Annotated in this window: 22 protein-coding genes; 5 read left to right on the forward strand and 17 right to left on the reverse strand. The window is 67.2% G+C overall.

Annotation, left to right across the window (positions count from 1 at the left end; all coding sequences use genetic code 11):
- Window positions 1–70: 70 nt before the first annotated feature.
- The 4 genes from leuS to AC5RWD_RS10385 form a co-directional block, all read right to left on the reverse strand.
- Window positions 71–2,596, reverse strand: coding sequence for a leucine--tRNA ligase (gene leuS, locus AC5RWD_RS10370; RefSeq protein ID WP_494019975.1), 2,526 nt, complete (start codon window positions 2,594–2,596; stop codon window positions 71–73).
- Between the two features lie 362 nt (window positions 2,597–2,958).
- Entirely contained in the window at window positions 2,959–4,473 is a 1,515-nt protein-coding gene (gene glpK, locus AC5RWD_RS10375) for a glycerol kinase GlpK (protein ID WP_494019919.1), read from the reverse strand.
- Window positions 4,474–4,561: 88 nt separating this feature from the next.
- Window positions 4,562–5,308, reverse strand: coding sequence for an MIP/aquaporin family protein (locus tag AC5RWD_RS10380; RefSeq protein ID WP_494019920.1), 747 nt, complete (start codon window positions 5,306–5,308; stop codon window positions 4,562–4,564).
- A gap of 57 nt (window positions 5,309–5,365) precedes the next feature.
- Complete coding sequence (locus tag AC5RWD_RS10385; protein ID WP_494019921.1) at window positions 5,366–7,132, reverse strand: glycerol-3-phosphate dehydrogenase/oxidase; 1,767 nt, start codon at window positions 7,130–7,132, stop codon at window positions 5,366–5,368.
- Between the two features lie 139 nt (window positions 7,133–7,271).
- Between AC5RWD_RS10385 and AC5RWD_RS10390 the strand changes: the two genes are divergently transcribed.
- The 5 genes from AC5RWD_RS10390 (at window position 7,272) to AC5RWD_RS10410 (ending at window position 11,614) form a co-directional block, all read left to right on the forward strand.
- Window positions 7,272–8,234 (forward strand): sugar-binding transcriptional regulator, encoded by a 963-nt coding sequence (locus tag AC5RWD_RS10390; RefSeq protein ID WP_494019922.1) that lies wholly within the window; start codon window positions 7,272–7,274, stop codon window positions 8,232–8,234.
- A gap of 56 nt (window positions 8,235–8,290) precedes the next feature.
- A complete protein-coding gene (locus AC5RWD_RS10395) occupies window positions 8,291–8,653 on the forward strand; it encodes a VOC family protein (protein WP_494019923.1) in 363 nt (120 codons plus the stop codon).
- 74 nt (window positions 8,654–8,727) lie between these two features.
- Entirely contained in the window at window positions 8,728–9,597 is an 870-nt protein-coding gene (locus tag AC5RWD_RS10400) for an aldo/keto reductase (RefSeq protein ID WP_494019924.1), read from the forward strand.
- Between the two features lie 14 nt (window positions 9,598–9,611).
- Window positions 9,612–10,541 carry an alpha/beta fold hydrolase gene (locus AC5RWD_RS10405; protein WP_494019925.1) on the forward strand — a complete coding sequence of 310 codons (930 nt, stop codon included), beginning with the start codon at window positions 9,612–9,614 and terminating at the stop codon, window positions 10,539–10,541.
- Window positions 10,538–11,614, forward strand: a complete 1,077-nt coding sequence (locus AC5RWD_RS10410) for a glycosyltransferase family 4 protein (RefSeq protein ID WP_494019926.1) — start codon at window positions 10,538–10,540, stop codon at window positions 11,612–11,614. Before AC5RWD_RS10405 ends, AC5RWD_RS10410 begins: the two co-directional genes overlap by 4 nt.
- 28 nt (window positions 11,615–11,642) lie before the next feature.
- Here AC5RWD_RS10410 and AC5RWD_RS10415 read toward each other — a convergent pair whose 3' ends face one another.
- The 13 genes from AC5RWD_RS10415 to pyrR form a co-directional block, all read right to left on the reverse strand.
- Window positions 11,643–13,775 carry a primosomal protein N' gene (locus AC5RWD_RS10415; RefSeq protein ID WP_494019927.1) on the reverse strand — a complete coding sequence of 711 codons (2,133 nt, stop codon included), beginning with the start codon at window positions 13,773–13,775 and terminating at the stop codon, window positions 11,643–11,645.
- Window positions 13,776–13,905: 130 nt separating this feature from the next.
- A complete protein-coding gene (gene metK, locus AC5RWD_RS10420) occupies window positions 13,906–15,141 on the reverse strand; it encodes a methionine adenosyltransferase (RefSeq protein ID WP_494019928.1) in 1,236 nt (411 codons plus the stop codon).
- A 76-nt stretch (window positions 15,142–15,217) separates the two neighbouring features.
- Complete coding sequence (gene coaBC, locus AC5RWD_RS10425) at window positions 15,218–16,462, reverse strand: bifunctional phosphopantothenoylcysteine decarboxylase/phosphopantothenate--cysteine ligase CoaBC (RefSeq protein WP_494019929.1); 1,245 nt, start codon at window positions 16,460–16,462, stop codon at window positions 15,218–15,220.
- A 40-nt stretch (window positions 16,463–16,502) separates the two neighbouring features.
- Window positions 16,503–16,763 (reverse strand): DNA-directed RNA polymerase subunit omega, encoded by a 261-nt coding sequence (rpoZ, locus tag AC5RWD_RS10430; protein WP_003800778.1) that lies wholly within the window; start codon window positions 16,761–16,763, stop codon window positions 16,503–16,505.
- 15 nt (window positions 16,764–16,778) lie between these two features.
- Window positions 16,779–17,375, reverse strand: coding sequence for a guanylate kinase (gmk, locus tag AC5RWD_RS10435; RefSeq protein WP_003800770.1), 597 nt, complete (start codon window positions 17,373–17,375; stop codon window positions 16,779–16,781).
- A 43-nt stretch (window positions 17,376–17,418) separates the two neighbouring features.
- Window positions 17,419–17,742: an integration host factor, actinobacterial type gene (gene mihF / locus AC5RWD_RS10440; protein WP_043418338.1), complete on the reverse strand. Its 324-nt coding sequence runs from the start codon at window positions 17,740–17,742 to the stop codon at window positions 17,419–17,421.
- A gap of 98 nt (window positions 17,743–17,840) precedes the next feature.
- Window positions 17,841–18,728, reverse strand: a complete 888-nt coding sequence (pyrF, locus tag AC5RWD_RS10445) for an orotidine-5'-phosphate decarboxylase (RefSeq protein ID WP_494019930.1) — start codon at window positions 18,726–18,728, stop codon at window positions 17,841–17,843.
- The gene (gene carB / locus AC5RWD_RS10450; RefSeq protein ID WP_494019931.1) at window positions 18,721–22,062 is read right to left on the reverse strand and encodes a carbamoyl-phosphate synthase large subunit; all 3,342 of its coding nucleotides are present in this window, start codon (window positions 22,060–22,062) and stop codon (window positions 18,721–18,723) included. The genes pyrF and carB overlap by 8 nt, the downstream gene beginning before the upstream one ends.
- A complete protein-coding gene (gene carA / locus AC5RWD_RS10455; protein ID WP_494019932.1) occupies window positions 22,062–23,369 on the reverse strand; it encodes a glutamine-hydrolyzing carbamoyl-phosphate synthase small subunit in 1,308 nt (435 codons plus the stop codon). Before carA ends, carB begins: the two co-directional genes overlap by 1 nt.
- Before the next feature lie 19 nt (window positions 23,370–23,388).
- Window positions 23,389–23,907, reverse strand: a complete 519-nt coding sequence (locus AC5RWD_RS10460) for a PH-like domain-containing protein (protein ID WP_494019933.1) — start codon at window positions 23,905–23,907, stop codon at window positions 23,389–23,391.
- Window positions 23,907–25,268 carry a dihydroorotase gene (locus AC5RWD_RS10465; RefSeq protein ID WP_494019934.1) on the reverse strand — a complete coding sequence of 454 codons (1,362 nt, stop codon included), beginning with the start codon at window positions 25,266–25,268 and terminating at the stop codon, window positions 23,907–23,909. The genes AC5RWD_RS10460 and AC5RWD_RS10465 overlap by 1 nt, the downstream gene beginning before the upstream one ends.
- Window positions 25,268–26,263 (reverse strand): aspartate carbamoyltransferase catalytic subunit, encoded by a 996-nt coding sequence (locus AC5RWD_RS10470; protein ID WP_494019935.1) that lies wholly within the window; start codon window positions 26,261–26,263, stop codon window positions 25,268–25,270. Before AC5RWD_RS10470 ends, AC5RWD_RS10465 begins: the two co-directional genes overlap by 1 nt.
- Window positions 26,260–26,844 (reverse strand): bifunctional pyr operon transcriptional regulator/uracil phosphoribosyltransferase PyrR, encoded by a 585-nt coding sequence (gene pyrR / locus AC5RWD_RS10475; protein ID WP_494019936.1) that lies wholly within the window; start codon window positions 26,842–26,844, stop codon window positions 26,260–26,262. Before pyrR ends, AC5RWD_RS10470 begins: the two co-directional genes overlap by 4 nt.
- Between the last annotated feature and the right edge of the window lie 80 nt (window positions 26,845–26,924).

Raw genomic sequence — 26,924 nt, forward strand, 5'->3', positions numbered from 1 at the left:
ACACCTCCTGCAGTTGTTTCCGGCCGCCGGCAGTGCCGGCGGCCGGAACCCGGCCGGTCAGTCGCTCCCGTTAGGCCGGGACGATGTTCACCAGTTTAGGGGCACGGACAATCACGGTCCGGATGCCCCGGCCGTCGAGGGCCCGCTGGACGTTCTCGGACGCCAGCGCAAGCTCTCGCAGCTCGTCCTCGGAGATGGCCGGGGAGACCTCGAGCCGGTCCCTGACCTTGCCCTGGACCTGGACCACCGCGGTGATGGTCTCCTGCACCAGAAGGGCGTCGTCGTGCGAAGGCCAGCCGGCGTTGGCCACCGACGCCGGGTGCCCGAGGACGTTCCACAGGTCCTCCGCCGTGTACGGCGCGAAGAGGCTCAGGATGACGGCCACTGCCTCCGCGGCTTCACGGACGGCCGGATCGGCACCGCCGGCGCCGGAGTCGATGGTCTTGCGTGTGGCGTTGACCAGTTCCATCAGCTTGGCCACCACGACGTTGAACTTGTTGTTGTCCAGCAGCTCCGCAGCGTCAGCGATGGTCCTGTGCGTGACCGAACGCAGCGCACGGTCGCCGGTGCTGAAGTCAACGCCGGGGGCGCTGGACACGTCCTGACCGAGACGCCAGGCGCGGGCCAGGAACTTCGCGGACCCCGACGGCGATACATCCGCCCAGTCGACGTCGTCTTCGGGCGGGGAGGCAAAGATCATGGTGAGCCGGACGGCGTCGACGCCGAACTTGTCCAGCTGCTCGCCCAGGTCAACACCGTTGCCCAGCGACTTGCTCATGGCCTTGCCGCCATTCAGCACCTGGCCCTGGTTGAGCAGGGCGCTGAACGGTTCGTTGGCCTCAATGAGGCCGAGGTCATTGATGACCTTGGTGAAGAACCGTGCGTACAGCAGGTGCAGGATGGCATGCTCCACGCCGCCCACGTACTGGCCGACGGGCATCCAGTCGTTGATCTTTTCGGGATCGAACGGGCCTTCGGTGTAGTGCGGCGAGACGAAGCGCAGGAAGTACCAGGACGAGTCAACGAAAGTGTCCATGGTGTCCGTGTCCCGGCGCGCCGGTCCGTGGCAGTTGGGGCATTCGACATTGACCCAGGCCTCGGCCGCGGCCAGCGGCGACGTGCCTTTCGGGGCCAGGTCCTCGCCGCGCAGGTCGGCCGGCAATTCGACGGGCAGCTGCTCGTCCGGGACCGGCACCTCACCGCAGGCGGGGCAGTGGATGATCGGAATGGGCGTGCCCCAGAAGCGCTGGCGGCTCAGCAGCCAGTCGCGCAGCCGGAAGTTGACGAACTTCTCGCCGGTGCCCTGTTCCTCAAGGATCCGAATGGCCTCCGGGATGGCCTCGCTCTTGGGCATTCCGTTGAGCGAACCCGAGTTGATGAGCGTGCCTTCGCCGGCCGTGGCAGTGCCGGACACGGCCGGGTCCTCCTCGCCGGTGTCGAGCACCGCACGCACGGGGAGACCGAATTCCTTGGCGAAGTCGAGGTCACGCTGGTCGTGTGCGGGAACGGCCATGATGGCGCCCGTGCCGTAATCGGCCAGGACGTAGTCGGCAGCCCAGACGGGCAGCTTCTCGCCGTTGAGCGGGTTGATGGCGTAGCGGCCGGTGAAGACGCCCGTTTTTTCGCGCTCGGTGGACTGGCGTTCAATTTCCGACAGCGCCTTGACCTTGTCCAGGTAATCGTCAAGGGCGGAGGCGTGTTTCTCGGTGACCAGTTCCAAGGCCAGCGGGGCGTCGGCCGCGACCACGAAGAACGTGGCGCCGTACAGCGTGTCCGGGCGCGTGGTGAAGACGGTGACGTCCTTGGCGGGCTTGCCGCCGTCGGCTTCGATGACGAAGTTGACGTGGGCGCCCTCGGAGCGGCCGATCCAGTTCTTCTGCATGGCCAGAACCCGCTCGGGCCAGTGGCCGCGAAGCTGCTCCATGTCATCCAGCAGCCGGTCGGCGTACTCGGTGATCTTGAAGTACCACTGGTTCAGCGACTTTTTGGTCACCGCGGTGCCGCAGCGTTCGCAGGCTCCGTTGACTACCTGTTCGTTGGCCAGAACGGTCTGGTCCTTCGGGCACCAGTTGACCGGGTGGTCCTTGCGGTAGGCAAGGCCGCGTTCGTAGAAGCGCTTGAACAGCCACTGCGTCCAGCGGTAGTACTCCGGGTCGGAGGTGTGCAGCCGACGGGACCAGTCAGCGGAGATCGCGTAGCGCTTAAAGGAGGCGGCCTGCGTGTCGATGTTGGCGTAGGTCCACTCGCTCGGGTGGGCGTTGCGCTTGATGGCCGCGTTTTCCGCGGGGAGCCCAAACGAGTCCCAGCCGATCGGGTGCAGCACATCGTATCCCTGCTGCCGCAGGTAGCGCGCCACCACGTCGCCCATGGCAAAGGCCTCGGCGTGGCCCATGTGAAGGTCGCCGGACGGGTACGGGAACATGTCCAGGACGTAGCGGCGTTCCCGGGATCCGTCGTCGGCGGGGGTGAAAACCTTTAGGTCTTCCCACACCTGCGGCCACCGGGCCTCCATCGCCGCGAAGCTGTACGCGCCCTCTTCGGGCGTCTCCGCTCCACCTGCTGCTGTTCCGGTTTCGGTCTCCGGCTGAACGCTCACTGATGCCCTCTTCTGTTCTGTCATGACCTCTGTCCTGTCACAACGGTCTGATCCCCGCCGCCTGCCGGGAAGGTCTCCCCGGACACACAAAAGCCCCTCGACATGGAGGGGCGGCCGCTCGATAATCCGTATTTGTTCGGGATACCAAGCGGCTAGCTAAGCAGAAGGATCGCACGCATACACCTACTTTAGCGCACCCTCACACCCGTCAATGGCCGAAAAAGGGCCGGTGACTCCCCGCCATGGTGGTGGGCACCCGGGTGCGCCCACGGCTGCGAGGGCCCCGACACGAGCTTGCGAGTGTTGGGAGCAGCCGGGGACGGGCGGGCGGGAGTCACCGGCCCTTTTTTGGGAAGCTAGACCTACCTCACGTCCGCGTCAACCCAGTCCATGGACTTGGTGACCGCTTTCCTCCAGAGCCGCAGCTGCCGTTCCCGCTCCTCTGTATCCAGGTTCGGCTCCCAGCGCTTGTCCTCCGACCAGTTGGCGGACAGCTCGCCGAGGTCCTTCCAGAAACCGACGGCGAGCCCGGCCGCGTACGCCGCACCAAGAGCCGTGGTTTCCACCACCTTCGGGCGGATGACCGGCACGCCGAGGATGTCCGCTTGGAACTGCATGAGGGCATCATTGGCGACCATCCCGCCGTCGACCTTCAGTTCTGTGAGCGGAACGCCCGAATCAGCGTTGACAGCATCCAAAACCTCGCGCGTCTGGAAGGCCGTGGCCTCGAGCGCTGCCCGGGCGATGTGGCTCTTATTAACGAACCTGGTCAGGCCGACGATGGCGCCCCTGGCGTCCGAGCGCCAGTAGGGTGCGAAGAGTCCGGAAAACGCGGGAACGATGTACACGCCGCCGTTGTCCTTCACCGAGGCAGCGAGTGTCTCCACCTCGGGGGCGCTGCTGATCATGTTCAGGTTGTCGCGCAGCCACTGGATGAGCGAACCGGTCACGGCGATCGACCCTTCCAGGGCATAGTGCGGGGCAGCGTCCCCCAGCTTGTAGCCGACGGTGGTCAGCAGCCCGTTCTTGGAGTGCACAATCTCCTCGCCGGTGTTGAAGATCAGGAAGCATCCGGTGCCGTAGGTGTTTTTCGCTTCACCGGTCTCAAACGCCGCCTGGCCGAAGGTGGCGGCCTGCTGGTCGCCGAGGATGCCGGCCACCGGGACCTCCCGCAGCAGCTGCGAGGTGTGCACCGTGCCGTAGACCTCCGAGGAGGACTTGATGGCGGGCATCATCGAGGCAGGAACGCCGAAGGCATCCAGGATTTCCTGGTCCCAGGACAGCGTGTCGAGGTCCATGAACATGGTCCGCGAAGCGTTGGTGACATCGGTGACGTGCACTCCGCCGTCCACCCCGCCGGTGAGGTTCCACAGCACCCAGCAGTCAGTGTTGCCGAAGACCAGATCCCCGGCCTCGGCCTTCTCCCGCGCACCGTCGACGTTGTCCAGGATCCACTTGATCTTGGTTCCGGAGAAGTACGTGGCCAGTGGCAGACCGACCTTCTGCTTGAACCGGTCCGCTCCCCCATCCTTCGCCAGTTCGTCGACGATCGGCTGGGTGCGCGTGTCCTGCCACACGATCGCGTTGTAGATCGGCTTGCCGGTGGTCTTATCCCAGACCACCGCTGTTTCGCGCTGGTTGGTGATGCCGACGGCGGCAATATCGTGCCGGGTCAGGTTCGCCTTGGACAGGGCGGAGCCGATGACCTCGCGGGTGTTGTCCCAGATCTCCGCGGGATCGTGCTCCACCCAGCCGGCCTGCGGGAAGATCTGCTCGTGTTCCATCTGGCCGGAGGACACGATGCTGCCGCTCTGGTCGAAGACAATGGCGCGGGTGCTGGTGGTGCCCTGGTCGATGGCAATTACGTATTGGCTCATGATGACGTCCTTGTCGTTGTGCTTCTCGTTGAACAGATGTGGTTATGGATATGGTTTCGAAATTAGGAGCGGCGGCCCGGATGCCGCGCTAGGTGGCCGCCGTGAACACGATGGGGAGGTACCCCACCAGGCCGGCCAGCGCGCCACCAATGAGCGGTCCGACCACCGGGATCCAGGAGTAGCTCCAGTCGCTGGATCCCTTGCCCTTGATGGGCAGGATCGCGTGCGCGATCCGTGGCCCGAGATCACGGGCGGGGTTGATGGCGTAGCCGGTGGGTCCGCCCAGCGAGACACCGATTCCGACGACGAGAAGTGCCACCGCAAACGGGCCAAGCCCCGACGGCGTTCCGCCGAACGTGAGGATGACGAACACAAGCACGAAGGTGCCGATGATTTCCGTGACCAGGTTCCACGGCGTGGACCGGATGGCGGGGCCGGTGGAGAAGACGCCGAGTTTGTTCGCGGGCTCGGGTTCGGCGTCGAAGTGCTGCTTGTGCGCAAGCCAGGCCAGCACGGCGCCCACGAAGGCGCCGGTCATTTCACCGCCGAAATACGTGAGCGTGGAGGCAAAGTCCACCGGAACGCCGGAGGCGTACTCCGGTTTGCCGTTCAATAGAAGGCCAAGCGTGACGGCGGGGTTCAGGTGCGAGCCCGACCTGGCGGCGACGTAGACACCGGCGAAGACGGCGATGCCCCATCCCCAGGTCACCATCAGGAATCCGCCGTTGTTGCCCTTCGTGCCTTTGAGTGCGACGTTGGCCACCACGCCGCAACCCAGCAGCGTCAGCATCGCGGTTCCGAATACTTCGGAAAGAAAAACCAATCCAAGAGACATCTTTGACTCCTCTATTTTCTGTTGTCAGTCCTTCGCGTGATTGAAGGACGGTTCCCGCTAAGCGACGAGGCTGTGGACTTCGACGCCGTGGTATCGCTTCAGCACCTCCTGCGCGTGGTTGATCTCAGCGGCAACCCCTGCCGCATCCCAGCCGAGCGGTTCGGCCAAGGCTTCGGCCACTTCGTTAAGCAGTTCCCCGGTGACCAGGCCGCGGAAGGCCAAGGACGTGCGCCGGATCAGGACGTCAACGAGGTGCCCGATCTGTTCGTGGGCCGCCATGAAGTGCAGTTCCCTGACACTCAGTTCCCGAGTGGAGCGCAGCAGGCGGTCGCGGCCGGCGTCGAGATAGGTGATGACTTCCTCGGCACGGGTGCCGTACCTGGTGAGGAGGCCGGCGGTCCGGTCGGCGTCGCGGGCTGCAGTCATATGCGCCTTGATCCACTTCTGGATCCCGGCCTCGCTGTCCGGGAACCCGGCGCCGCCGCCGATGGCGAGTTTCGCCGTCGAAATTTTCCGTTCCGTTCCCAGTTCGGCGAGGACGTCATCTGCCAGGTGTTCGGCCAGGGCACGGAAGGTGGTCCACTTGCCGCCCACGAGGCTGAGGACGACGGCGCCGCTGCCGCCGGCTTCCGGCGCTCGCCGTTCGATGCGATAGTCCCGGGAAACGAACCCCGGCTGGGTGGCGTCGTGCCGGGGCAGCGGACGCACACCAGAGAACGTGTAGACGATCTGTCCGCGGTTCACGGCAATGTCGGGGAAGACATGGCCGATGAGGTCGAAGAAGTAGTCGATCTCCGCGTCGGTGCACACGGCGGCTTCGGACATGTCGGCGTCGACGTCGGTGGTTCCCACCAGCACGCGGTCGCCCATGGGGTAGATCAGCACGATCCGGCCGTCAGTGTGTTCGAAGAAGATCTCCCTGCCCTTGCAGGCTGCGAGCAGGCCCGGGTGGTCCAGGACGATGTGCGAGCCCTTCGTCCCGCCCATGAACGTGGTGGGCGCGCCCATGGCCTGGTTGGTGAGGTCCACCCACGCGCCGGTGGTGTTGACGATGACGTCCGCGGTGAAGGCGAACTCCTCGCCGGTCAGTTCATCCCGGAGCGTCGCGGTGCTGGAACCGTCTGCATTGGACCTGACGGACGCGAGGGACAGGTAGTTGCTTGCCCGGCCGCCGGCCTTCTCGCCGTCCTGCAGGACATCCAGGGTGAGCCGCTCGGGGTTGTGCACGGACGCGTCGAAGTAGGTGGCCGTGTATTTGACGCCGGCGTGCAGCATCGGGAGTTCGGCCAGCGCCGCCGGCCTTGTGCGGAACTGGTGACGCGGGACGCTGCCGCCGTCGCGGGAGAAGGAATCATAAAGGCTGAGTCCAAGCTTGATCAGGAACGCGCCGCGCTCCTTCGGCTTGCCCTGCTGCTTGTGGGTCAGAAACCGCAGGGGCGCGGCCAGGACACCGGAGAATGTGCTGAAGATCGGAATGGTGGTCTGCAGCGGCTTCACATAGTGGGGAGCGATCCGCAGGAGCCGGTTGCGCTCAACCACGGATTCCCGGACCAGGCGGAACTCGCCGTTTTCCAGGTAGCGGATGCCGCCGTGGATCATGTGCGACGAGGCGCCGCTGGCGCCCTGGCAGTAGTCGCCGCGCTCCACCAGCGCCACGTCGGCGCCCTGCAGGGCGAGGTCGCGGAATGTTCCGACGCCGTTGATGCCGCCGCCGATGATCAGGACCCGGGCGTTGGGCCTGCGGCGCAACCGGGAGACGGACTCGCGCTCCGCGCCGCGGCCGGCGGCGCTGTTGGTATGGCCGGATGAATCCTTGAGTCCCAAATCTGCTCCTTTGGGTTTGGTTCGGAAAGGCTTGTTGCAGGCGGCGCACCGAAAGGTGCGGGGCCGTTCACCACTATTGTTTGAATTATTGGAAAATGACGTCAAGCACTATGCACAAACGTGCAGAACGGAACCATGCATGCCCCGTCCCCGGCACAACGAAGCGCTCCGCGCCGCCCAGCTGTACTACATGCAGGACCTCACCATGGACGCCATCGCCCGGGAACTGCGGACCTCCCGCTCCACGGTTTCCAGGCTCCTGGCAACCGCCAGGGAGACGGGGCTGGTGCAGATCCAGATCCGCAGTCCGCTCGATACGGGCCCGGAGCTGGAGCGGCTGATCCGGGCGCACTACAGGGTGGATGTGCACGTGGTGCCCGTCCTGGACACGCTGAATGAGGCGGAGACGCTGGACCGCGTGGCCATGCAGGCGGCCCGCACCATTGGCCCCCTCGTGGACTCCAACGCGATCATCGGCGTGGCTTGGGGAGCCACCCTCAGCGCGGTGAGCCGGCACCTCACGCGCAAGATCACCCACGACAGCGTGGTGGTGCAACTGAACGGAGCGGGCAACATGCAGACCACCGGCATCACCTACGCCAGCGACATCATGCGGCGCTTCGGCAGCGCCTATGGGGCGCGGGTTGAACAGTTTCCCGTGCCGGCCTTCTTCGACCATGCCGCCACCAAGACCGCGATGTGGAATGAGCGGAGCGTGCAGCGCATCCTCGAGCTGCAGTCCCGCATGAGCATCGCGATCTTCGGCGTGGGCTCGGTGGACGCCGACTATCCCAGCCACGTATACGCCGGCGGTTACCTCGACGAGGACGATCTGGCGACCCTGGCCGAGTCCGACGTCGTCGGGGACGTGGCCACGGTATTCTTCCGCGGCGACGGCTCCTCCGGCGGCATCACCCTGAATGAACGCTCCACGGGCCCGTCGCTGGACCAGCTCCGACAGGTGCGCCGCCGGATCTGCGTGGTGTCCGGCGCGTCCAAGATCAACGGGCTCCGCGGGGCACTGGCGGCCGGGCTGGCGACGGACCTGATCCTGGACGAGGCCTCGGCCCGGCGGCTCGTGAGCTTCGAGGGCGGGAACTGAACGGCAACCGGTGGAAAGCTCTCGGAAATTCAAGGCAGGCGTGCAAGGATGACCGCATGAAAGTCACCCGAGAGATCGTCGTGTTCGACGCGGCCGACCTTCCTGCTGAGAGCGCCTTCTGGGCCGGCCTGCTGGGAGGTACCGTGGACGCGGAGGACGACTGGCACACGGTAAGCGTCGACGGGAAACCGCGTTTGGGCTTTCAGCTTGCGCCCAACCACGTACCGCCGGAATGGCCCGACGGCAACCCGCAGCAGATCCACCTTGACCTCTATGTGGAGGACGTAGCGACCGCCCACGACGAGGCGATATCCCTCGGGGCACGCCTGCTCAAGACCGCGGAGGACATCACCTCCGCCGAGGGCTTCCAGGTGTACGCGGACCCCGCCGGCCACCCCTTCTGTCTCTGCTGGGGCTGAACTCCTGCGGCAGGGGCTGCCACTGCGCCTGCCGGTCACACCCGTGGCGGCACGGTATCGGTAGAGTCGTATCCATGACTACCTCACCCCGGCTCAGCCTGAACAACGGCGTGCTGATCGACCAGTTGGGTTTCGGGCTCTACAAGGTTCCGCCGAAAGACACCGCCAACCTGGTGGCGACCGCCCTGGAAGCCGGGTACCGGCACTTCGACACGGCGGCCATGTACGGGAACGAATCCGGGGTAGCGCGCGGCCTGGTGGACCTGTTCGCCACGGAAGCCGCCGCCGGGGGTTCCGGAGAGGCCGCGCACAGTACATCCCGCGAGGACCTGTTCATCACCACCAAGGTCTGGAACGACGACCACGGCTATGACGCCACTCTGCGGGCCTTCGACAGGTCCATGATCAACCTCGGCCTGGAATACGTGGACATGTACCTGATCCACTGGCCGTGTGCGAAGCGGGGACTGTTCCAGGAGACGTACCGCGCCCTGGAAACGCTGTACCGCGAGGGCAAAGTGCGGGCCATCGGCGTGTCCAACTTCCAGCCGCAGCACCTGGACCAGCTCCTGGAGACAGCCGAGGTGGTACCGGCCGTCAACCAGATCGAACTGCACCCGTGGCTGCAGCAGGCGGAGCTCCGGGAAAAGCACCGCGAGCTGGGAATCCTCACCGAAGCGTGGAGCCCCCTGGGCCGCGGCCAGGTCCTGGAGGATCCCGTTATCGGCGCCTTGGCGGCCGAACACAAGGTGAGCGCCGCCCAAGTTGTCCTGCGCTGGCAGGTGCAGCTGGGCAACGTCGCCATCCCCAAGGCCAGCTCCGCCGCCAGGATCCGTGAGAACCTCGACGTGTTCGGGTTCGAGCTCTCAGCGCTGGACATGGCTGACATCGAAGGCCTGGAGCGTGGACACCGTACCGGCTCCCACCCCGACAACGTCAATTAGGACTCCCCCAGCAGATGAGAACAGCCGACTCCGAGCCCGTAACCGCACCGTCCTTCGTCAGCAGCGGACTCGCCGCCCGCACCCGTGCGTCCACCGTGCAGCTGGCAGGCAGCAACGTTGCCTACTGGGTGTACGAACCGGAAAAGACCACTCCTGAAACGCGCACCATCCTGGTCATCCACGGCTTCCGCGGCGACCATCACGGGCTTTTGCGCGTGGCTGACCAGCTGCCGGAGATGCGCCTGATCATGCCCGACCTTCCCGGCTTCGGCAGCTCGGAGGCGTTCACCGAGGGCGCCCACAGCGTTGAACGCTACGGCCGGTTCATCAGCGACTTCATGGCAGCGCTCGGTCTCGGGCCGGACACCGTACTGTTGGGCCACTCGTTCGGGTCCATCGTGGCCGCCCACTTCGTCGCCGCCCACCCGGACGCCGTCCGCCCGCTCATACTGGTCAACCCCATCGCAGCGCCCGCGCTCGAAGGCCCCAAGGGCGTCATGACCCGGCTGGCCGTGCTGTACTACCGCCTCTCCGCACGGCTCCCCCGCCCGCTCGGCCTGGCCTTGCTCCGCAGCCCGCTCATTGTGCGGGTGATGAGCATGGCCATGGCGAAGACGAAGGACAAGGACCTGCTGCGGTTCATCCACGGGCAGCACCACGCGTACTTCAGCGCTTTCGCTAACCGCGACAGCCTGCTGGAATCGTTCACCGCGTCCGTCAGCAGCAACGTGGCCGAAGTCGCGTCCCGGCTCACCCTGCCCGTGCTGCTGATCGCGGGCGAAAAGGACGAGATCGCCCTGCTGCGGGACCAGCACCGGCTTGCCGGGCTGCTCCCCGACGCGACGCTCGACGTCATCCCGGGCGTCGGCCACCTGATCCACTACGAAACGCCTGAACCGGCCGCAGGATTCATCCGCCGCTTCCTTAAGGACCACCCCGCGTGAAGATACTCATCGACGCCCGGTTCACCCGGACGGACCACCACGACGGGATCAGCCGCTACGGCTCCAGCCTCATTGCCGCCGTCTCAAAGATCGCCGATGTATCCATGCTCATCAGCGACCTCCGGCAGCTGGCCCTGCTTCCCGATGTTCCGTACACGCTCATCAGCAGCCCTCTCTCCCCCGCCGAGCTCTTCGTGGCGCGGAAAGTCAATCAGCTCGGGGCGGATGTGGTGGTGTGCCCCATGCAGACCATGGGCACGTGGGGACGCAAGTACGGCCTCGTACTGACCCTGCACGACCTCATCTACTACGAACACCCGGCACCGCCGGGCTTCCTGCCGGCCCCGGTGCGGGTCCTGTGGCGCCTGTACCACAAGGCGTTCTGGCCCCAGCGGCTCCTGCTCAACCGTGCCGACGTCGTGGCCACCATCAGCAGGACCACCGAGGCCCTGATGGCCAAGTACCGCCTGACCAGCCGGCCGGTGCGGATCGTCAGCAACGCCCCGCAGCCGGCCCAGCAGCCGCGCGAACCGGATGCGGCGCCGGAGAAGTCACTGCTCTACATGGGCTCGTTCATGCCCTACAAGAACGTCGAAACCATGCTCGCCGGGATGGCCGAACTGCCGGACTACACGCTGCACCTGCTCAGCCGGATCACCCCGCACCGCCGCGCTGAACTTGAAGCGCAGATCCCCGCCGGCGCGAACGTCGTGTTCCACAACGGCGTCACTGACGACGAATACACGGCATTGCTGAACCGCACCACCGCTCTGGTCACCCTGTCCAAGGCCGAGGGCTACGGCCTGCCCCTGGTGGAGGCCATGGCCTTGGGTACGCCGGTCATCGCCAGCGACATCCCCATCTTCCGCGAGGTGGGCGGGGACGCCGCCACCTACGTTGCTCCGGAGTCCGCGCCGGAGTTCGCCGCCGCCGTGCGCAGCCTCGCCGAAGGTCAGCACTGGCAGGCCATCTCGCGGCGGTCCGTGGCGCGCGCACACCAGTTCAGCTGGGACGAATCAGCCCGCCAGCTGGTGGACGTTGCGGCAGAGGTAATCGCACTGCGCCGGAGGTAGCGGGCAAGTCCCGGGCAGCGTCAAGCCGTCAGAGCACGTCAACCCCGTCAAGCCGCAGCTGCACGGGATCGTCGGTGCGCTTCGCTGCCCCTGCGGCCTTGGTGGCCCGAAGCACTCTGGTCACGGTGGCGGCCTGGGCGTACGGAATGAACAGCAGCGTGCGCACGTCCACGCTTTCCGGGCCGGGCGCCTGGATGCTGGGGGCTTGGATGCTTGCCGTCTGCAGCAGCGGCGCCGGACCCGCGACGCGCAGTTCCACGCCCTCGGCGGCAAGAAGTCTCGTGGCCGAGGCCGTGAAATGGCCGACGGCGGTGCTGCCGCCCGTGACGGCGGCTACCCTTACCGCCGGAGGCAGCTGCAGCTCGGCGCGCAGCCCCAGCTCACGCTGGGCATAGCCCGCCGGGTCCCACCGCAGCAGCGCGCCGACGGCAGCGGTGTCGTCGGCGGTGATGACGACGATCCCTCCCGCCGTGGCCGGCCGGACCAGGCTGGCGGCGTTGAACCAGCGCCGCACGGCGTCCTCGCCGGCGCGGAGGTTCTCCCGGCGCAGCAGGGAGTCGCCGTCGAGCAGAAGCGCAGCAGCGTAACCGCCTGGAGCCACCGGCTCGGCACCCACGGTGGCCACCACCAGCGCACCGGCATCCGGCACCGTGGCCTTGACGTTCTGGCCGGAGGACGTGACCACGGCCTTGCCGGGGAATGCCCGGCCCAGTTCCTCGGCCGTACGGAGAACACCAGCCGCGCCGCGGCGCAGCCGGGTGCCGTTGCAGTGCCCGCAGCGCCACTCCGGTGCCGGCGTCGAACACCATCGGCATTGCGGAACAGCGGCGCTGCCCGCGATGGCGAGCGGCCCCTGGCAGGACGGGCAGCGCGCCGGTTCCCGGCAGGTTTCACACGCCAGCGACGGCGCGTACCCGGCACGGGCAACCTGCACCAGGACGGGGCCCCGCTCGAGAGCCTCTTTGGCGGTGCGCCACGCCGCGCCCGGCAGTCTGGCCATCCGGGCGAGCGGGTCGCGTTCCTGCTCAAAGCTGTCGGCGGTGTTGAGGACCCGGGGAACCGTCCGGCGGAGCACCGTACGTTCGGCTTCCACTGGCATGGCCCAGCCGGCGTCCACCAGACGCTGCACCTCCGTGCTGCGCGCGTGCCCCGCCAGCAGGCACGCCGCACCCTCCTGCTCGGCGCGGAGCAGCAACACTTCGCGGGTGTGGGCGTATGGGGAGCGCTGTTCGACGTGGAGGTCATCGCCGTCGTCCCAGCACACCACCAGTCCGAGGTTCTGCACCGGGGCGAAGGCAGCCGAGCGCGTGCCCACCGCAACGCCTGCGGAACCCTTGAGTATTCGGAGGTAGCTGCGGTACCTGGGTGTCTGGCCGTCGTCGGCCGTCAGCCGCGCAACGTCAACGGCGGGCAGCAAGTCCTCGAGTGCAGCCTGGACGCGGTCCAGGTCGCGGTAGTCGGGAACGACGACGACTGCGCCGCGTCCGGACTGCCGGACGGCCGCCACAGCTTCCGCGATAAGACGCGGCCAGCCGTTCGGGCCGAACCCCTGCAGCGCACTCAGTGCAGCCCGGGGTGATCCTCCGGACGCAAGGTGGCGGAGGAAGGCGGCGCCGTTCCGGTACATGGTCCATCCGGAGCCTGACATGTCATGATCCGCTGCGGGAGGCCCGCCCGGCTCAACGTCCGCAAGCTCCTTCTCCACCTTGACCACCCGCGGCGGGATAGCCACGCGCAGCACATCGCTGACCGTGCCTGCGTAGCGTGCGGCCACCCGACCGGCGAGTTCCTGCAGGGCGGGGGTCAGGACGGCGACCGGCGAAACGATCATGTGCAGCGGGACGAGGGGCTGGCCGGCGTCCGACTCCTCAACCCGGTCCAGGATGTAGCCGCCGAGTTCCTGGCCGCTGAACTTCACTCGGACGCGGACGCCCGGCTGGGCGTCCTCATCCAGTTCCGCGGGCACGCTGTAGTCGAACGGCCGGTCCAGGTGCGGCAGCGGCGATTCTATGAGCACGCGCGCCACCGGACGCTCGGTGGCCAGCGGCGGGCCGCCGGGGGTTCTGGCCGTGGCCGGGAACCCCTGCAGCAGTGACAGCTGCAGCGGCTCCGGCGTCGGGTGCGAAGGCAGGCCGTTCGAGGAGGTGCCGTTAGAAGACATGCCGTTTGAGGATATGCCGTTTGAAGACTTGCTGTTTGCAGAAATGGCGCCTCACCTCCGTCCTGGCCTGCTCATCAGCCAATCACACGGGTCTGACATTCCCGGTGCTGGGGGCCACGGACGGAACGGTTCAGGCGTTGAAGTACGCCTTCAGGTCATCCACGCGGTCCAGGCGCTCCCAGGTGAAGTCCGGATCGTCCCGGCCGAAGTGGCCGTGGGCGGCCGTCTTGGCATAGATGGGACGCTTGAGGTCCAGGGCATCGATGATGGCACGGGGGCGCAGATCGAAAATCTCCGCAATCGCGGCGCTGATCTTTGCCGGGTCGACGGTCTCGGTCCCGAACGTCTCGACGTAGGTTCCTACCGGGCGCGCCTGGCCGATCGCGTAGGCGATCTGGATCTCTGCACGCTTGGCGAGTCCCGCTGCCACCACGTTCTTGGCAACCCAGCGCATGGCGTACGCTGCGGAGCGGTCCACCTTGGACGGGTCCTTGCCGGAGAAGGCGCCGCCGCCGTGGCGGGCCATACCGCCGTAGGTGTCCACGATGATCTTGCGGCCGGTGAGTCCGGCGTCGCCCACCGGGCCGCCGATCACGAAAGCGCCGGCCGGGTTCAGGATGTTGTTGGTGCGCGAAATGTCGAGGTCCGCGAGGGCAAGGACGGGGTCGATGACGTGCGTCGCGAGGTCGGCCCGCAGCTGCTCAAGGCTGAAGCCGTCGGCGTGCTGGCTGGAGATCACGATGGTCTCGACCGAAACCGGCCGGTCGCCGTCGTACCCGATGGTGGCCTGGGTCTTGCCGTCCGGGCGGAGGTAGGCGAGTTCGCCGTTCTTGCGGACCTCGGTGAGCCGCTCGGAGAGGCGGTGCGCAATCCAGATCGGCGTCGGCATGTAGGACGGGGTTTCGTCGCTGGCGTAGCCGAACATCAGGCCCTGGTCGCCGGCGCCCTGAAGGTCGTAGTCGTCCTCCTGGCGGCCCTCGCGGGCTTCCAGGGAATTGAAGACGCCGCCGGCGATGTCGTTGGACTGCTGTCCGATCGAGACGGAGACGCCGCAGCGTGCGCCGTCGAAGCCGTTGGCGGAGGAGTCGTAGCCGATGCCCAGGATGGTCTCGCGGACGATCTGGGGGATTTCGACGTACGCGTCGGTGGTCACTTCGCCGGCCACGTGGACCAGGCCGGTGGTGGCCATGGTCTCGACGGCGACACGGGACTCGGGGTCCTTGTCCAGCAGGGCGTCCAAAATCGCATCACTGATCTGGTCACAGATCTTGTCCGGGTGCCCTTCAGTTACCGACTCCGAGGTGAAGAGCCGAAGCGAGGCGGGTGCGGACCCGTGGGATTCTGGAATGTGCAGCGGTAAAGTCACTCAACTACCTTACTGGTTGGCAAACGGAGGGGCGGCAGCGTGTGTCCCCATGCTAAGGAGACGTTGCTTACGCCCGTCAGGTTCGCGGAAAGACCCGGCTCAGTTCGGAGCCGACGCGGTCAATGACAATGGCGGCGACGTCCTGCTTGGAGCCGGCGGCCAACTGGGGCTCGGAACCGGCCCGCGAGAGGATGACCACGGAGTTGTGGTCCTGGCCAAAGACCTTGTCAGCGCCCACGTGGTTCACCACCAGCAGGTCGCAACCCTTGCGCTTGAGCTTTGCCTCCGCGTAGGACAGCACGTCACCCTGTTCATCCCCGGTCTCGGCGGCAAAGCCCACCACGAGCTGGCTGCTGTCTGCGGCGTCGCGGACCTGGACGAGCTCGTGCAGGATGTCGGGATTGCGGACCAGCGTGATCACGGGGTCGGCGGTGTCGTCCCGCTTCTTGATCTTGCTTCCGGACACCTCCGCCGGCCGGAAGTCGGCCACCGCCGCCGCCATGATGACGACGTCGGAATCGGTTGCCGCTGCCAACATGGCTTCGCGGAGCTGCAGGGCCGTTTCGACGGCGATGAGTTCGACCCCGGGCGGTGCGGGCACTTCCATATGGGCTGCCACGAGCCGCACGGTGGCTCCGGCGTCGCGGGCGGCAGCGGCCAGCGCCACGCCCTGTTTGCCGGAGGAGCGGTTGCCCAGGAACCGGACGGGGTCCAGCGGCTCCCGGGTGCCGCCGGCGCTGATGGTCACGGTGCGGCCGGCCAGCGGGAACAGCGGCCCGGTTGAGGTTCCGTCTGCGGACTGGGAGAGTGCCATGGCGGCGTCGAAGATGGCTTCGGGCTCGGGCAGCCGGCCGGGGCCGGAGTCGCTGCCGGTGAGCCGTCCGCTGGCGGGTTCCAGGACGGTCACGCCACGGCTGCGCAGAGTTTCGACGTTGGCCTGGGTGGCCGCGTGCTGCCACATCTCGGTGTGCATGGCCGGGGCAAACAGCACCGGCCCACTTGCCATGAGAAGCGTGTTGGTGAGCAGGTCATTGGCCTGGCCGGTGGCGGCACGGGCCAGGAGATCGGCCGTGGCGGGGGCCACCACAATGAGGTCTGCCTCGTGGCCCAGGCGGACGTGCTTCACCTGGTCCACGTCGTCGAAGACGCTGTTGGTCACCGGGTTCCCGGACAGCGCCTCCCAGGTGGCCACTCCGACAAAGCGAGTGGCTGCCTCCGTGGGAATGACGGTGACGTCATGGCCGGCTTCAGTAAAAAGCCGGAGGAGCAATGCCACCTTGTAGGCGGCGATCCCTCCCCCGACTCCGAGGACTATGCGCACGTGAACTCCGTCAGCAGGCAGTCTGTTTACTCTGCGGAGGTTACTCTGCAGCTTCGATCGGCGTGGAAACCAGCTTGCCCTCGTTGATCTCGCGCAGGGCGATGGACAGCGACTTCTCGTTCAGCTTGGTGTCAACCAGCGGGCCAACATACTCGAACAGGCCCTCGTGGAGCTGTGCGTAGTAGGCATTGATCTGGCGTGCACGCTTGGCACCGAAGATCACCAGTCCGTACTTGGAATCGGCTGCCTCAAGCAGCGAATCGATCGGCGGGTTGATGATGCCTTCAAGGTTCGTGGACACGAATTCTCCAAATTTCTAGCGGGCTGATGGCGTCTGCGGCTGGCGCGGATGCGGGGTCAGCCCCATGAGTGAAACAAGCTCGTCCGCTGCCCGGCGGACGTCGTCATTGATGACGGTGTGGTCGAACTCCGGTTCAGCAGCAAGTTCTACTTTACCGGTTTCCAGCCGGCGCTGCTGTTCCTCGGCCGATTCCGTGCCCCGGCCCACCAGCCGGCGGACCAATTCTTCCCAGCTGGGCGGTGCCAGGAACACGAACTGGGCATCCGGAACGGCCTGCTTCACCTGGCGTGCCCCCTGCAGGTCGATCTCCAGCAGCACGGAGCGGCCCTCGGCGATGGCCTGGTTGACGGTGCTCTTCAGGGTCCCGTAGGTGTTCTGCCCATGCACCACGGCCCACTCCAGGAATTCGCCGGCAGCCACCAGGGACTCGAACTCTTCCTTGGACTTGAAGTAGTAGTGCACACCGTCAATCTCGCCGGGCCGCGGGGCCCGGGTGGTGGCTGAGACGGACAGCCAGACTTCGGGATAGTTGTCGCGGATATAGGTGGACACGGTGCCTTTGCCAACAGCCGTAGGACCAGCGAGGACTGTCAGTCCGGGTTTGTTGCTCACGTATTCCTTTGGACGGTCTACAGATGACTCTGTTCGGATGAAGCTATTTCTCGTTCATAAAATCTACCAGCGCCCGGCGCTGGTGGATGCCCAGCCCGCGGACCCTGCGGGACGCGGCGATGCCGAGGCTGTCCATGATGGCCGCTGCCCGGACCTTCCCGATGCCCGGCAGGGCCTCGAGGAGTTCCGATACGCGCATGCGCGCTATGGCCTCCTCGGTGCCGCCGGAGTCCAGGATCTGGGCCACGGTCAGCTCTCCGGATTTAAGCCGCTCCTTGGCCGAGGCCCTGGCAGCCCTTGCCGCCGCGGCCTTCCTGAGTGCGTCGGAACGTTCCTGCGGTGACAAGGGTCGCAAGCTCACGGTCATTTCCCCTGGGGTCAGCCAACGGATCCGCGGCCGGCGGCGTTGGAGCAGCCACGGATTTGTCCTGAACCTACTCCCTGCCGGCCGAAGAAATCAATGGACTATTCGGAGCGGAGTCCGTCGAGCGTGCGCTCCGCCGCCTCCGTCAGCTCGCGGACGCCGGGGCCGGCTTTGAGGATGTCGCGGCTGGACGTTCCCAGGACCTGGGGATAAGCGGTGCCGAACGTCCGGCGCAGGTCAGCCGGGGTTGCCCCCTGCGCGCCCAGGCCCGGCGCGAGGATCGGGCCGTGGACGGCACCCAGGTCAAGCTGCAGGTCAGCCAGCGCGGTGCCCACCGTGGCTCCCACCACGAGGCCCACCGAGCCCAGCGGCCCGGAGTAGCGTTCGTTTTCCGCGGCGGCGGCCTCAACGATCCGGCGTGCCACGGAATCGCTTCCGCCCACGTGCTGCACCGAGGCGCCCTCGGGGTTGGACGTCAGCGCGAGGACAAACACGCCCCGGCCGTGCTCGGCAGCAAGATCCAGTGCCGGACGGAGGGACTCGAAGCCCAGGTACGGGCTCAGCGTCACGGAATCCGCGGCGAGGGCAGAGCCGTCACGGAGCCACGCGTCGGCGTACGCGGCCATCGTGGACCCGATGTCGCCGCGCTTGGCGTCGGCGATGGTGAGCACGCCCTCGTCACGGGCCGTGGCGAGAACCTCTTCGAGGACTGCCATGCCTGCCGACCCGTGCCGTTCGTACAGCGCCACCTGCGGCTTGACCGCGGCAGCGAGCGAAGCCACGGCCTCCAGTGCGGTGAGCGAAAAGCGCCTCAGGCCGGCGGCGTCGTCGTTCAGGCCCCAGCTGCCCAGGAGGGCGGGATGGGGGTCAATCCCGACGCACAGCGGGCCGCGGTCCGCCATGGCCCGGCCCAGCCGGGAGCCGAACGACTCCCGGCCGGCGCCTGGGGCAACGCCTTCGCCTGCGGCGGTGTTCCCTGCCTCAGGCATTCTGCGCTGCCGGGCTCTGCGCGGCCTTCTGCAGGGCTGCCTCCTGCGACGCAACGAGCGCTGCGGCATGCTCCTGCAGGCTGGTCACGGACCAGGCGTAGGTGCGCAGGGCCTCGATGGCCTGCACCGCGGCGTTGAACTCGGCCACGGTGGTGATGCAGGGGATGCCGATGGACGTGGCGGCGGCGCGGAGTTCATACCCGTCGCTGCGGGCCTCGCCGCCGGACGGGGTGTTGAACACCATGTCGATTTCGCCGGCGACCACGAGGTCGGCGATGGTGCCTTCGCCCTCGGCGCTGCTGCCCTCGGCCACCTTGCGCACCGGGGTGGCCTGGATGCCGTTGCGGCGCAGGACGTCGGCGGTGCCGCCCGTGGAGACGATCTCGAAACCGAGGTCGGAGAGACGCTTGACACCCATGATCACCGAACGCTTGTCGCGGTTGGCGACGGACACGAAGACCTTGCCCTCGGTGGGCAGCGCGTTGTTCGCCGCGGCCTGGCTCTTGGCGAAGGCGGTGTCGAAGTGCTTGTCGATGCCCATGACCTCGCCGGTGGAGCGCATTTCCGGGCCGAGCAGGGAGTCCACGACCTTGCCTTCCGGGGTGCGGAAGCGGCTGAACGGCAGGACCGCTTCCTTGACGGAGACAGGCGCGTCCAGCGGCAGGGTGGAGCCGTCGCCGGTCTCCGGGAGCATCTTGTAGGCGCTGCGGAGCTGGCCGATGGTCACGCCGGTGCCGATCAGGGCGGCGGCCTTGGCCATCTGCACACCCGTGGCCTTGGACACGAAGGGCACGGTCCGGGAGGCGCGCGGGTTGGCTTCCAGGACGTACAGGACGTCGGAGGCCAGCGCGAACTGGATGTTGATGAGGCCGCGGACGCCCACACCCTCGGCGATGGCCCGGGTGGCGGTGCGGACGCGGTCCAGCACGTTGTTGCCCAGGGTGATGGGCGGCAGGACGCAGGCCGAGTCGCCGGAGTGGACGCCGGCCTCCTCGATGTGCTCCATGATGCCGCCCAGGTACATGTCCGTGCCGTCAAAGAGCGCGTCGACGTCGATCTCGACGGCGTCCTCGAGGAACCGGTCGATCAGCACCGGGTGTTCGGCCGTGATTTCGGTGGCGTTGGCGATGTAGCGGGACAGGTTCGGCTCGTCGTAGACGATCTCCATGCCGCGGCCGCCCAGGACGTAGGACGGGCGGACCAGGACGGGGTAACCGATCTCGTCGGCGATCTTCTTGGCGTCCTCGAAGGAGACGGCGGTGCCGTTCTTCGGGGAAACCAGGCCGGCTTCGTCCAGCACGCGGGCGAAGGCGCCGCGGTGCTCGGCGAGGTCGATCGCTTCAGGCGAGGTGCCCAGGATCGGCACGCCGGCGTCTGCCAGCTGCTGGGCCAGCTTCAGCGGTGTCTGGCCGCCGAGCTGCACGAAGACGCCCATCACGCCGCCGGTGCGCTCCTCGGCCGCGATGACCTCAAGGACGTCCTCGAGGGTCAGCGGCTCGAAGTACAGCCGGGTGGAGATGTCGTAGTCGGTGGAGACGGTTTCCGGGTTGCAGTTGACCATGACCGTCTCGTAGCCGGCCTTGCGCAGCGCCATCGAGGCGTGGACGCAGGAGTAGTCGAACTCGATGCCTTGGCCGATGCGGTTGGGCCCGGAGCCGAGGATCAGGATGGACGGCTTGGAGTGCAGCGCAACCTCGTCCTCCTCGTCGTAGGCCGAGTAGTGGTACGGCGTGTAGGCGGCGAATTCCGCGGCGCAGGTGTCCACGGTCTTGTAGACCGGGCGGATGCCCAGTGCCTGGCGGACGCCGCGGACAACGGCCTCGGAGTTGTGGGTGAGGGCGCCGATCTGCTCGTCGGAGAAGCCGTGGCGCTTGGCGTTGCGGAGCATGTCCTGGGTCAGGGCGCCGGAGCGGCGGATCTCCTGGGAGATTTCGTTGAGCAGCTGGAGCTGGTCAAGGAACCAGGGGTCGATCTTGGTGGCCTCGTGGAGTTCCTCCACGCTGGCGCCGCCGAGCAGGGCGCGCTGCACCTGGTGCAGGCGTTCGGTCGTGGGGCGCTTGGCCTTCTCGATGAGTTCCGGGACTTCCCATTCGGGGACGGAGCTGAAGTCCAGCTGCGAGCCCTTCTGCTCCAGGGAGCGCAGGGCCTTCTGCAGGGCCTCGGTGAAGTTGCGTCCCATGGCCATGGCCTCGCCCACGGACTTCATGGTGGTGGTGAGGGTGTTGTCGGCGGCCGGGAACTTCTCGAACGCGAACCGCGGGACCTTGACCACCACGTAGTCGAGCGTGGGCTCGAAGGAGGCGGGGGTCTTCTGGGTGATGTCGTTCGGGATCTCGTCAAGGGTGTAGCCCAGCGAGAGCTTGGTGGCGATCTTGGCGATGGCGAAGCCCGTGGCCTTGGATGCCAGCGCCGAGGAGCGGGACACGCGCGGGTTCATTTCGATGACCACCACGCGGCCGCTCGCGGGGTCGATGGCGAACTGGATGTTGCAGCCGCCGGTGTCCACGCCGACCTCACGGATGACCGCGATGGAGATGTCGCGCAGCCGCTGGTATTCGCGGTCGGTAAGAGTCAGCGCGGGGGCAACCGTGATGGAGTCGCCGGTGTGCACGCCCACGGGATCAAAGTTCTCGATGGAACAGACGACAACCACGTTGTCGTTCTTGTCCCGCATCATCTCGAGCTCGTATTCCTTCCAGCCCAGGATGCTCTCTTCGAGCAGCACCTCGCTGGTGGGGCTGTACTGCAGGCCCTGGCCGACGATCCGGCGCAAGTCGTCTTCGTTGTACGCCAGGCCGGAACCGAGGCCGCCCATGGTGAAGGAGGGGCGAACCACCATGGGGTAGCCGAGGTCGTCGGCTGCCTTCAGGGCCTCGTCCATGGTGTGGATGATGTGGCTGCGGGCGGACTCGGCGCCGCAGCGCTCCACGACGCCCTTGAACTTCTCGCGGTCCTCGCCGAGCTCGATCGCGGCGATGTTCGCGCCGATCAGTTCCACGTTGTACTTCTCCAGCACACCGTTCTTGTCCAGGGCGATGGCGGTGTTCAGTGCCGTCTGGCCGCCCAGGGTGGGCAGCACGGCGTCCGGGCGCTCCTTGGCGATGATCTTCTCCACCACCTCGGGGGTGATGGGCTCGATGTAGGTGGCGTCGGCGAACTCCGGGTCGGTCATGATGGTGGCCGGGTTGGAGTTGACGAGGATGACGCGCAGGCCTTCCTCCTTGAGGACGCGAAGGGCCTGCGTGCCGGAGTAGTCGAATTCGGCGGCCTGGCCGATGACGATCGGGCCGGAACCGATGACCAGGACGCTCTTAAGGTCAGTTCTCTTGGGCATTACTTCTTGTCCTCAGTCTTGTTGTCAGTCGTGTTCGGCAGGGCATCGTTCTGCTGGGCGCCGTTCTGCTGGGCCTCTGCGGGGTGCTGGGCGTCCACCGGTTCCTTGGACAGGTTGGCGGTGCGGCCGTCGCGGGTGCCTTCCATCAGCTCGATGAAGCGGTCGAAGAGGTAGGCGGCGTCGTGCGGGCCGGCGGCGGCTTCGGGGTGGTACTGGACGGAGAAAGCGGGGATGTCCAGGCAGGCCAGGCCTTCAACGACGTCGTCGTTTAGGCTGACGTGGCTGACCTCGACCCGTCCGTAGCGCTCTTCCGGCGCGTTGGTGGGGCCGTCCAGCGGGGCGTCGACGGCGAAGCCGTGGTTCTGCGAGGTGATCTCCACCTTGCCCGTACGGCGGTCCATGACGGGCTGGTTGATGCCACGGTGGCCGTAGCGCAGCTTGTACGTGCCGAAGCCGAGGGCGCGGCCCAAGATCTGGTTGCCGAAGCAGATTCCGAAGTACGGCAGCTTCTCGTCCAGGACGGTGCGGAGCAGCTTGACCTGGTTGTCGGCCGTGGCGGGGTCGCCGGGGCCGTTGGACATGAAGAAGCCGTCGGGGCTGACGGCCTTGACGTCGTCGATGGTGGCCGTGGCGGGCAGCACGTGCACGCGGACGCCGCGCTCGGCGAAGCGCGCCGGCGTCATGGCCTTGATGCCGAGGTCGATCGCGGCGATGGTGAGGCGTGCCTCGCCGTCCCAGCCGTGGTCCCTGGGCTCCACCACGTAGGCTTCGTCGATGCTGACTTCCTCGGCAAGCCGGGCGCCTTCCATCGGCTCGCTGGCGAGCACGGCGTCGACGAGTTCCTTGTCGGTGGCCATGGCTGCCTCGCCGGAGAAGATGCCGGCGCGCATGGTCTTGTGCTCGCGCAGGTGACGGGTGATGGCCCGGGTATCCACGCCCTGGATGCCGACGATGCCCTGCTCGACGAGCTCGTCGTCCAGACTGCGCTCCGAGCGCCAGTTGGACGGACGGCGGGCGGCGTCACGGACGATGTAGCCGGCCACCCAGATGCGGCGGGATTCTGCATCCTCGCTGTTCACACCGGTGTTGCCGATGTGCGGCGCCGTCTGCACTACCAGCTGGCGTGCGTAGGACGGGTCCGTAATGGTCTCCTGGTAGCCGGTCATGCCGGTGGCGAAGACCGCTTCCCCCAGGGCGGTGCCCTGCGCGCCGTAGCTGCGGCCGCGGAAGATGCGGCCGTCTTCGAGCACCAGGACGGCGGGGGCGGATGCTGCGGCCTGCGGCGCAGTTCCTGCGTTTACTGTCACTTCGGTTTCCGTCACTTTATTACTTTCCACTATGGGCACCTGCCTGGGGGCCTGGGGAGATCATTTCCTGAAGTTGGTGGAGGACGGCCGGCTTGTCCGCGGCGCGGCGGGTGCGGAAGCCGGTGTCCAGGGCGTGGGTTCCGAGCGTCCAGCTGAGGATCAGCAGCCCGTCCTTTTCCACGAATTTACCGGCCATGCCGCTGTCCTGCCGGACGCCGGCCAGCGAAGCGGCGGGGATGAACAGCGGCTGCGCGCCGGAGCGGTCCAGGAGCACCCCCTCCGGATGGATGGAGAGCTCCGCGTTGGTGCGGATGCCGAGGCCGTGCACGGCGATCCTGTCCAGCCAGTCCCCCGCGGTGGTGGAGGCCACGTACTGCCCGTCCGCCGAGAGCAGCGGCTCGCCCAGCCCGGCGGGAACCGCCGGCAGCTGCTCGATGTCCGACTGCCGCCGCAGCCGGTTGCGCCAGCCGATCCAGATGAGGACAAAAACGACGGCGACGACCGCCAGCATCGCAAGTCCGGGGAGGACTTTTTCCATCAGTTGGCACCTGCTGCGCCGGCAACCGGCGCTTCCGTGGGGTAGCGGTAAGGCGTGTTGAGCTTGCCGTCCAGGACCGTGGGGTGGCCCTTGAAGAACGTGGCCACCACCTTGCCGGGAAGTTCCATGCCGCGGAACGGCGAGTTGCGTCCCATGGTTGCCATCGCGGAGGGATCCACGGTCCAGCGCGCGGCCGGGTCCACGAGGACGATGTTGGCGGATTCGCCCTTTTCGAGCGGCCGGCCCTGGTCCGTGAGCCGTCCGATGCCGGCCGGCGCCGTGGAGGTGACCCGGGCGAAGTCCGCCCAGGTCATGAGGCCGGTCTCGATCATGGCGTGCTGGACCACGGACAGGGCGGTTTCCAGCCCCGTCATGCCCATGGCGGCCTGCGCCCACTCGCACTCCTTGTGCTCGCTCGGGTGCGGGGCGTGGTCGGTGCCGACGACGTCGATGGTGCCGTCGGCGAGGGCGGCGCGCAGGGCCTGGACGTCGTCGTTGGTGCGCAGCGGCGGGTTGACCTTGTAGACGGGATCGTAGCTGCGGACCAGGTCATCAGTGAGCAGCAGGTGGTGCGGCGTCACTTCGGCGGTGACGTTGATGCCGCGGCCCTTGGCCCAACGGATGATCTCCACCGAACCCGCGGTGGACACGTGGCAGACGTGGAGCCGGGAGCCCACGTGCTGGGCCAGCAGGACGTCGCGGGCGATGATGCTTTCCTCGGCCACTGCCGGCCAGCCGGTCAGGCCGAGGACAGCGGACACTTCGCCTTCGTTCATCTGGGCACCGGCGGTGAGGCGCGGTTCCTGCGCGTGCTGGGCCACGACGCCGTCGAACGCCTTGACGTACTCGAGCGCGCGGCGCATCAGGACGGGATCGTGGACGCAGATGCCGTCGTCGGAGAACATGCGCACCCGAGCGCGGGAATCGGCCATCGCGCCGAGCTCGGCGAGCTGTTCGCCGGCCAGTCCCACGGTGACGGCACCCACCGGGCGGACGTCCACCCAGCCGGCGGACCGGCCCAGGCTGTAGACCTGTTCCACCACACCGGCCGTGTCCGCCACCGGGGTGCTGTTGGCCATGGCGTGCACGGCGGTGAAGCCGCCGAGCGCTGCGGCGCGCGTGCCGGTTTCCACCGTTTCGGCGTCTTCGCGGCCCGGTTCACGGAGGTGGGTGTGGACGTCCACCATGCCCGGCAGGGCGACGAGGCCGTCGGCGTCGATCACGGTGGCTCCGTCCGCCGTGCCTGCCTCTGACAGGTCGGTGCCCCTGGCGGTGATCACGCCGTCGCGGATCAGCAGGTCCTCGCGGTCGCCGCCCAGGATCGCGGCGCCCCGGATAAGGTACGTGGTTTCTTCAGCCATCAGTTGCTCTCCTTCAGGGTGGCGGCTGGTTCACGGGTATCCCCGGAGAGCAGCAGGTACAGGGCGGCCATGCGGATCGACACGCCGTTCTTGACCTGTGCGAGCACGGTGGAACGGGGCGAGTCGGCGGCAGCCGCGGAAATTTCCAGGCCCCGGTTCATGGGTCCGGGGTGCATGATAATGGTGTCCTTCAGGCCCAGGCTGTCCAGCGCCCGGAGCCTGTTGTCGTCGAACCCCCACCGGCGGGAGTACTCGCGGGTGGAGGGGAAGAACGAGGCGTTCATCCGCTCACCCTGGACGCGGAGCATCATCACGGCGTCGACGCCCTTTTCCAGGGTCTCGTCCATGTCGTAGCTGATGCTGCAGGGCCAGCGTTCGACGCCGATGGGCAGCAGTGTGGGCGGCGCCACCAGGGTCACGTCGGCGCCGAGGGTGCGCAGCAGCCAGACGTTGGACCGCGCCACGCGGGAGTGCAGGACGTCGCCGGCGATGGCGACGCGCATGCCGCGCAGGTCTGCCCCAGTGGAGGGCAGGCCGGAGAGCTTGGTCCAGTGCCGCCGCATGGTGAAGGCGTCCAGCAGCGCCTGGGTGGGGTGTTCGTGGGTGCCGTCGCCGGCGTTGATGACTGCGGCGTCAATCCAGTCGGTGGCCGCCAGCCGGTGCGGGGCACCGGAGGCCCAGTGGCGGATTACGACGGCGTCAGCACCCATGGCCGCCAGCGTCTGGGCGGTGTCCTTGAGTGATTCGCCCTTGGAGACCGACGAGCCCTTGGCGGCGAAGTTGATGACGTCCGCCGAGAGCCGCTTGGCTGCGGCCTCGAAGGAAATGCGGGTCCTGGTGGAGTCCTCGAAGAAGAGGTTCACCACGGTGCGGCCGCGCAGGGCGGGAAGCTTCTTGACCTCGCGCTCCCCCACGGTGGACATCTCTTCGGCGGTGTCGAGGATGCGGACGGCGTTGGCAAGGCTGAGGTCTTCGGTGGAGAGCAGGTGCTTCATGCGCCGCCCTCGATTACCACTTCATTGACTGCCTGGCCGTCGACGGCATCGGTCTCCTCGAGCCGGACCCGGACCTTCTCGGCGGAGGACGTGGGCAGGTTCTTGCCCACGTGGTCCGCGCGGATGGGAAGTTCGCGGTGGCCACGGTCAATCAGGACAGCCAGGCGGACGATGCGCGGCCGGCCGAGATCCACGAGCGCGTCCAGTGCGGCACGGATGGTCCGGCCCGAGTACAGGACGTCGTCGATCAGCACAACCACTTTGTTGTCGATGCCGGTCAGCGGCAGCCGTGTGTGGTGCGGCGGCCTTGTGGGCTGGTGGGAAAGATCGTCCCGGAACATGGTGACGTCCAGTTGGCCGACGATGGCGGCAGCGTCCACGGCGGGGTCGGCGGCGGCGATTTTCTCGGCGAGCCGGACTGCAAGCGGGTAGCCGCGGCGGGGAATGCCCAGCAGCACCAGGTCCTGGGAGCCCTTGTTGGCCTCGAGGATTTCGTGGGCGATACGAGTGAGGGCGCGGTCAATGTCCGCCTGGTTGAGAACAACCCTGGCCGGAACCGGTGCCTGCGTGACAGGAGTCATCGCTCGTCTCCCCTTTCCCCGCCTCACGGGACGGAATTAAAAAAGGAACATTTGCCTTCCAAAATTACCATACGGGCGCC

This window comes from Arthrobacter sp. CMU6 (assembly GCF_059090205.1).

Coding starts and splice junctions, on each gene's coding strand:
- glpK (WP_494019919.1), bottom strand. CDS start 4,473: ATGAGCCAATACGTAATTGCCATCGACCAGGGCACCACCAGCACCCGC.
- AC5RWD_RS10380 (WP_494019920.1), bottom strand. CDS start 5,308: ATGTCTCTTGGATTGGTTTTTCTTTCCGAAGTATTCGGAACCGCGATG.
- AC5RWD_RS10390 (WP_494019922.1), top strand. CDS start 7,272: ATGCCCCGTCCCCGGCACAACGAAGCGCTCCGCGCCGCCCAGCTGTAC.
- AC5RWD_RS10395 (WP_494019923.1), top strand. CDS start 8,291: ATGAAAGTCACCCGAGAGATCGTCGTGTTCGACGCGGCCGACCTTCCT.
- AC5RWD_RS10400 (WP_494019924.1), top strand. CDS start 8,728: ATGACTACCTCACCCCGGCTCAGCCTGAACAACGGCGTGCTGATCGAC.
- AC5RWD_RS10405 (WP_494019925.1), top strand. CDS start 9,612: ATGAGAACAGCCGACTCCGAGCCCGTAACCGCACCGTCCTTCGTCAGC.
- AC5RWD_RS10415 (WP_494019927.1), bottom strand. CDS start 13,775: ATGTCTTCTAACGGCACCTCCTCGAACGGCCTGCCTTCGCACCCGACG.
- mihF (WP_043418338.1), bottom strand. CDS start 17,742: ATGACCGTGAGCTTGCGACCCTTGTCACCGCAGGAACGTTCCGACGCA.
- pyrF (WP_494019930.1), bottom strand. CDS start 18,728: ATGCCTGAGGCAGGGAACACCGCCGCAGGCGAAGGCGTTGCCCCAGGC.
- carB (WP_494019931.1), bottom strand. CDS start 22,062: ATGCCCAAGAGAACTGACCTTAAGAGCGTCCTGGTCATCGGTTCCGGC.
- AC5RWD_RS10460 (WP_494019933.1), bottom strand. CDS start 23,907: ATGGAAAAAGTCCTCCCCGGACTTGCGATGCTGGCGGTCGTCGCCGTC.
- AC5RWD_RS10465 (WP_494019934.1), bottom strand. CDS start 25,268: ATGGCTGAAGAAACCACGTACCTTATCCGGGGCGCCGCGATCCTGGGC.
- AC5RWD_RS10470 (WP_494019935.1), bottom strand. CDS start 26,263: ATGAAGCACCTGCTCTCCACCGAAGACCTCAGCCTTGCCAACGCCGTC.
- pyrR (WP_494019936.1), bottom strand. CDS start 26,844: ATGACTCCTGTCACGCAGGCACCGGTTCCGGCCAGGGTTGTTCTCAAC.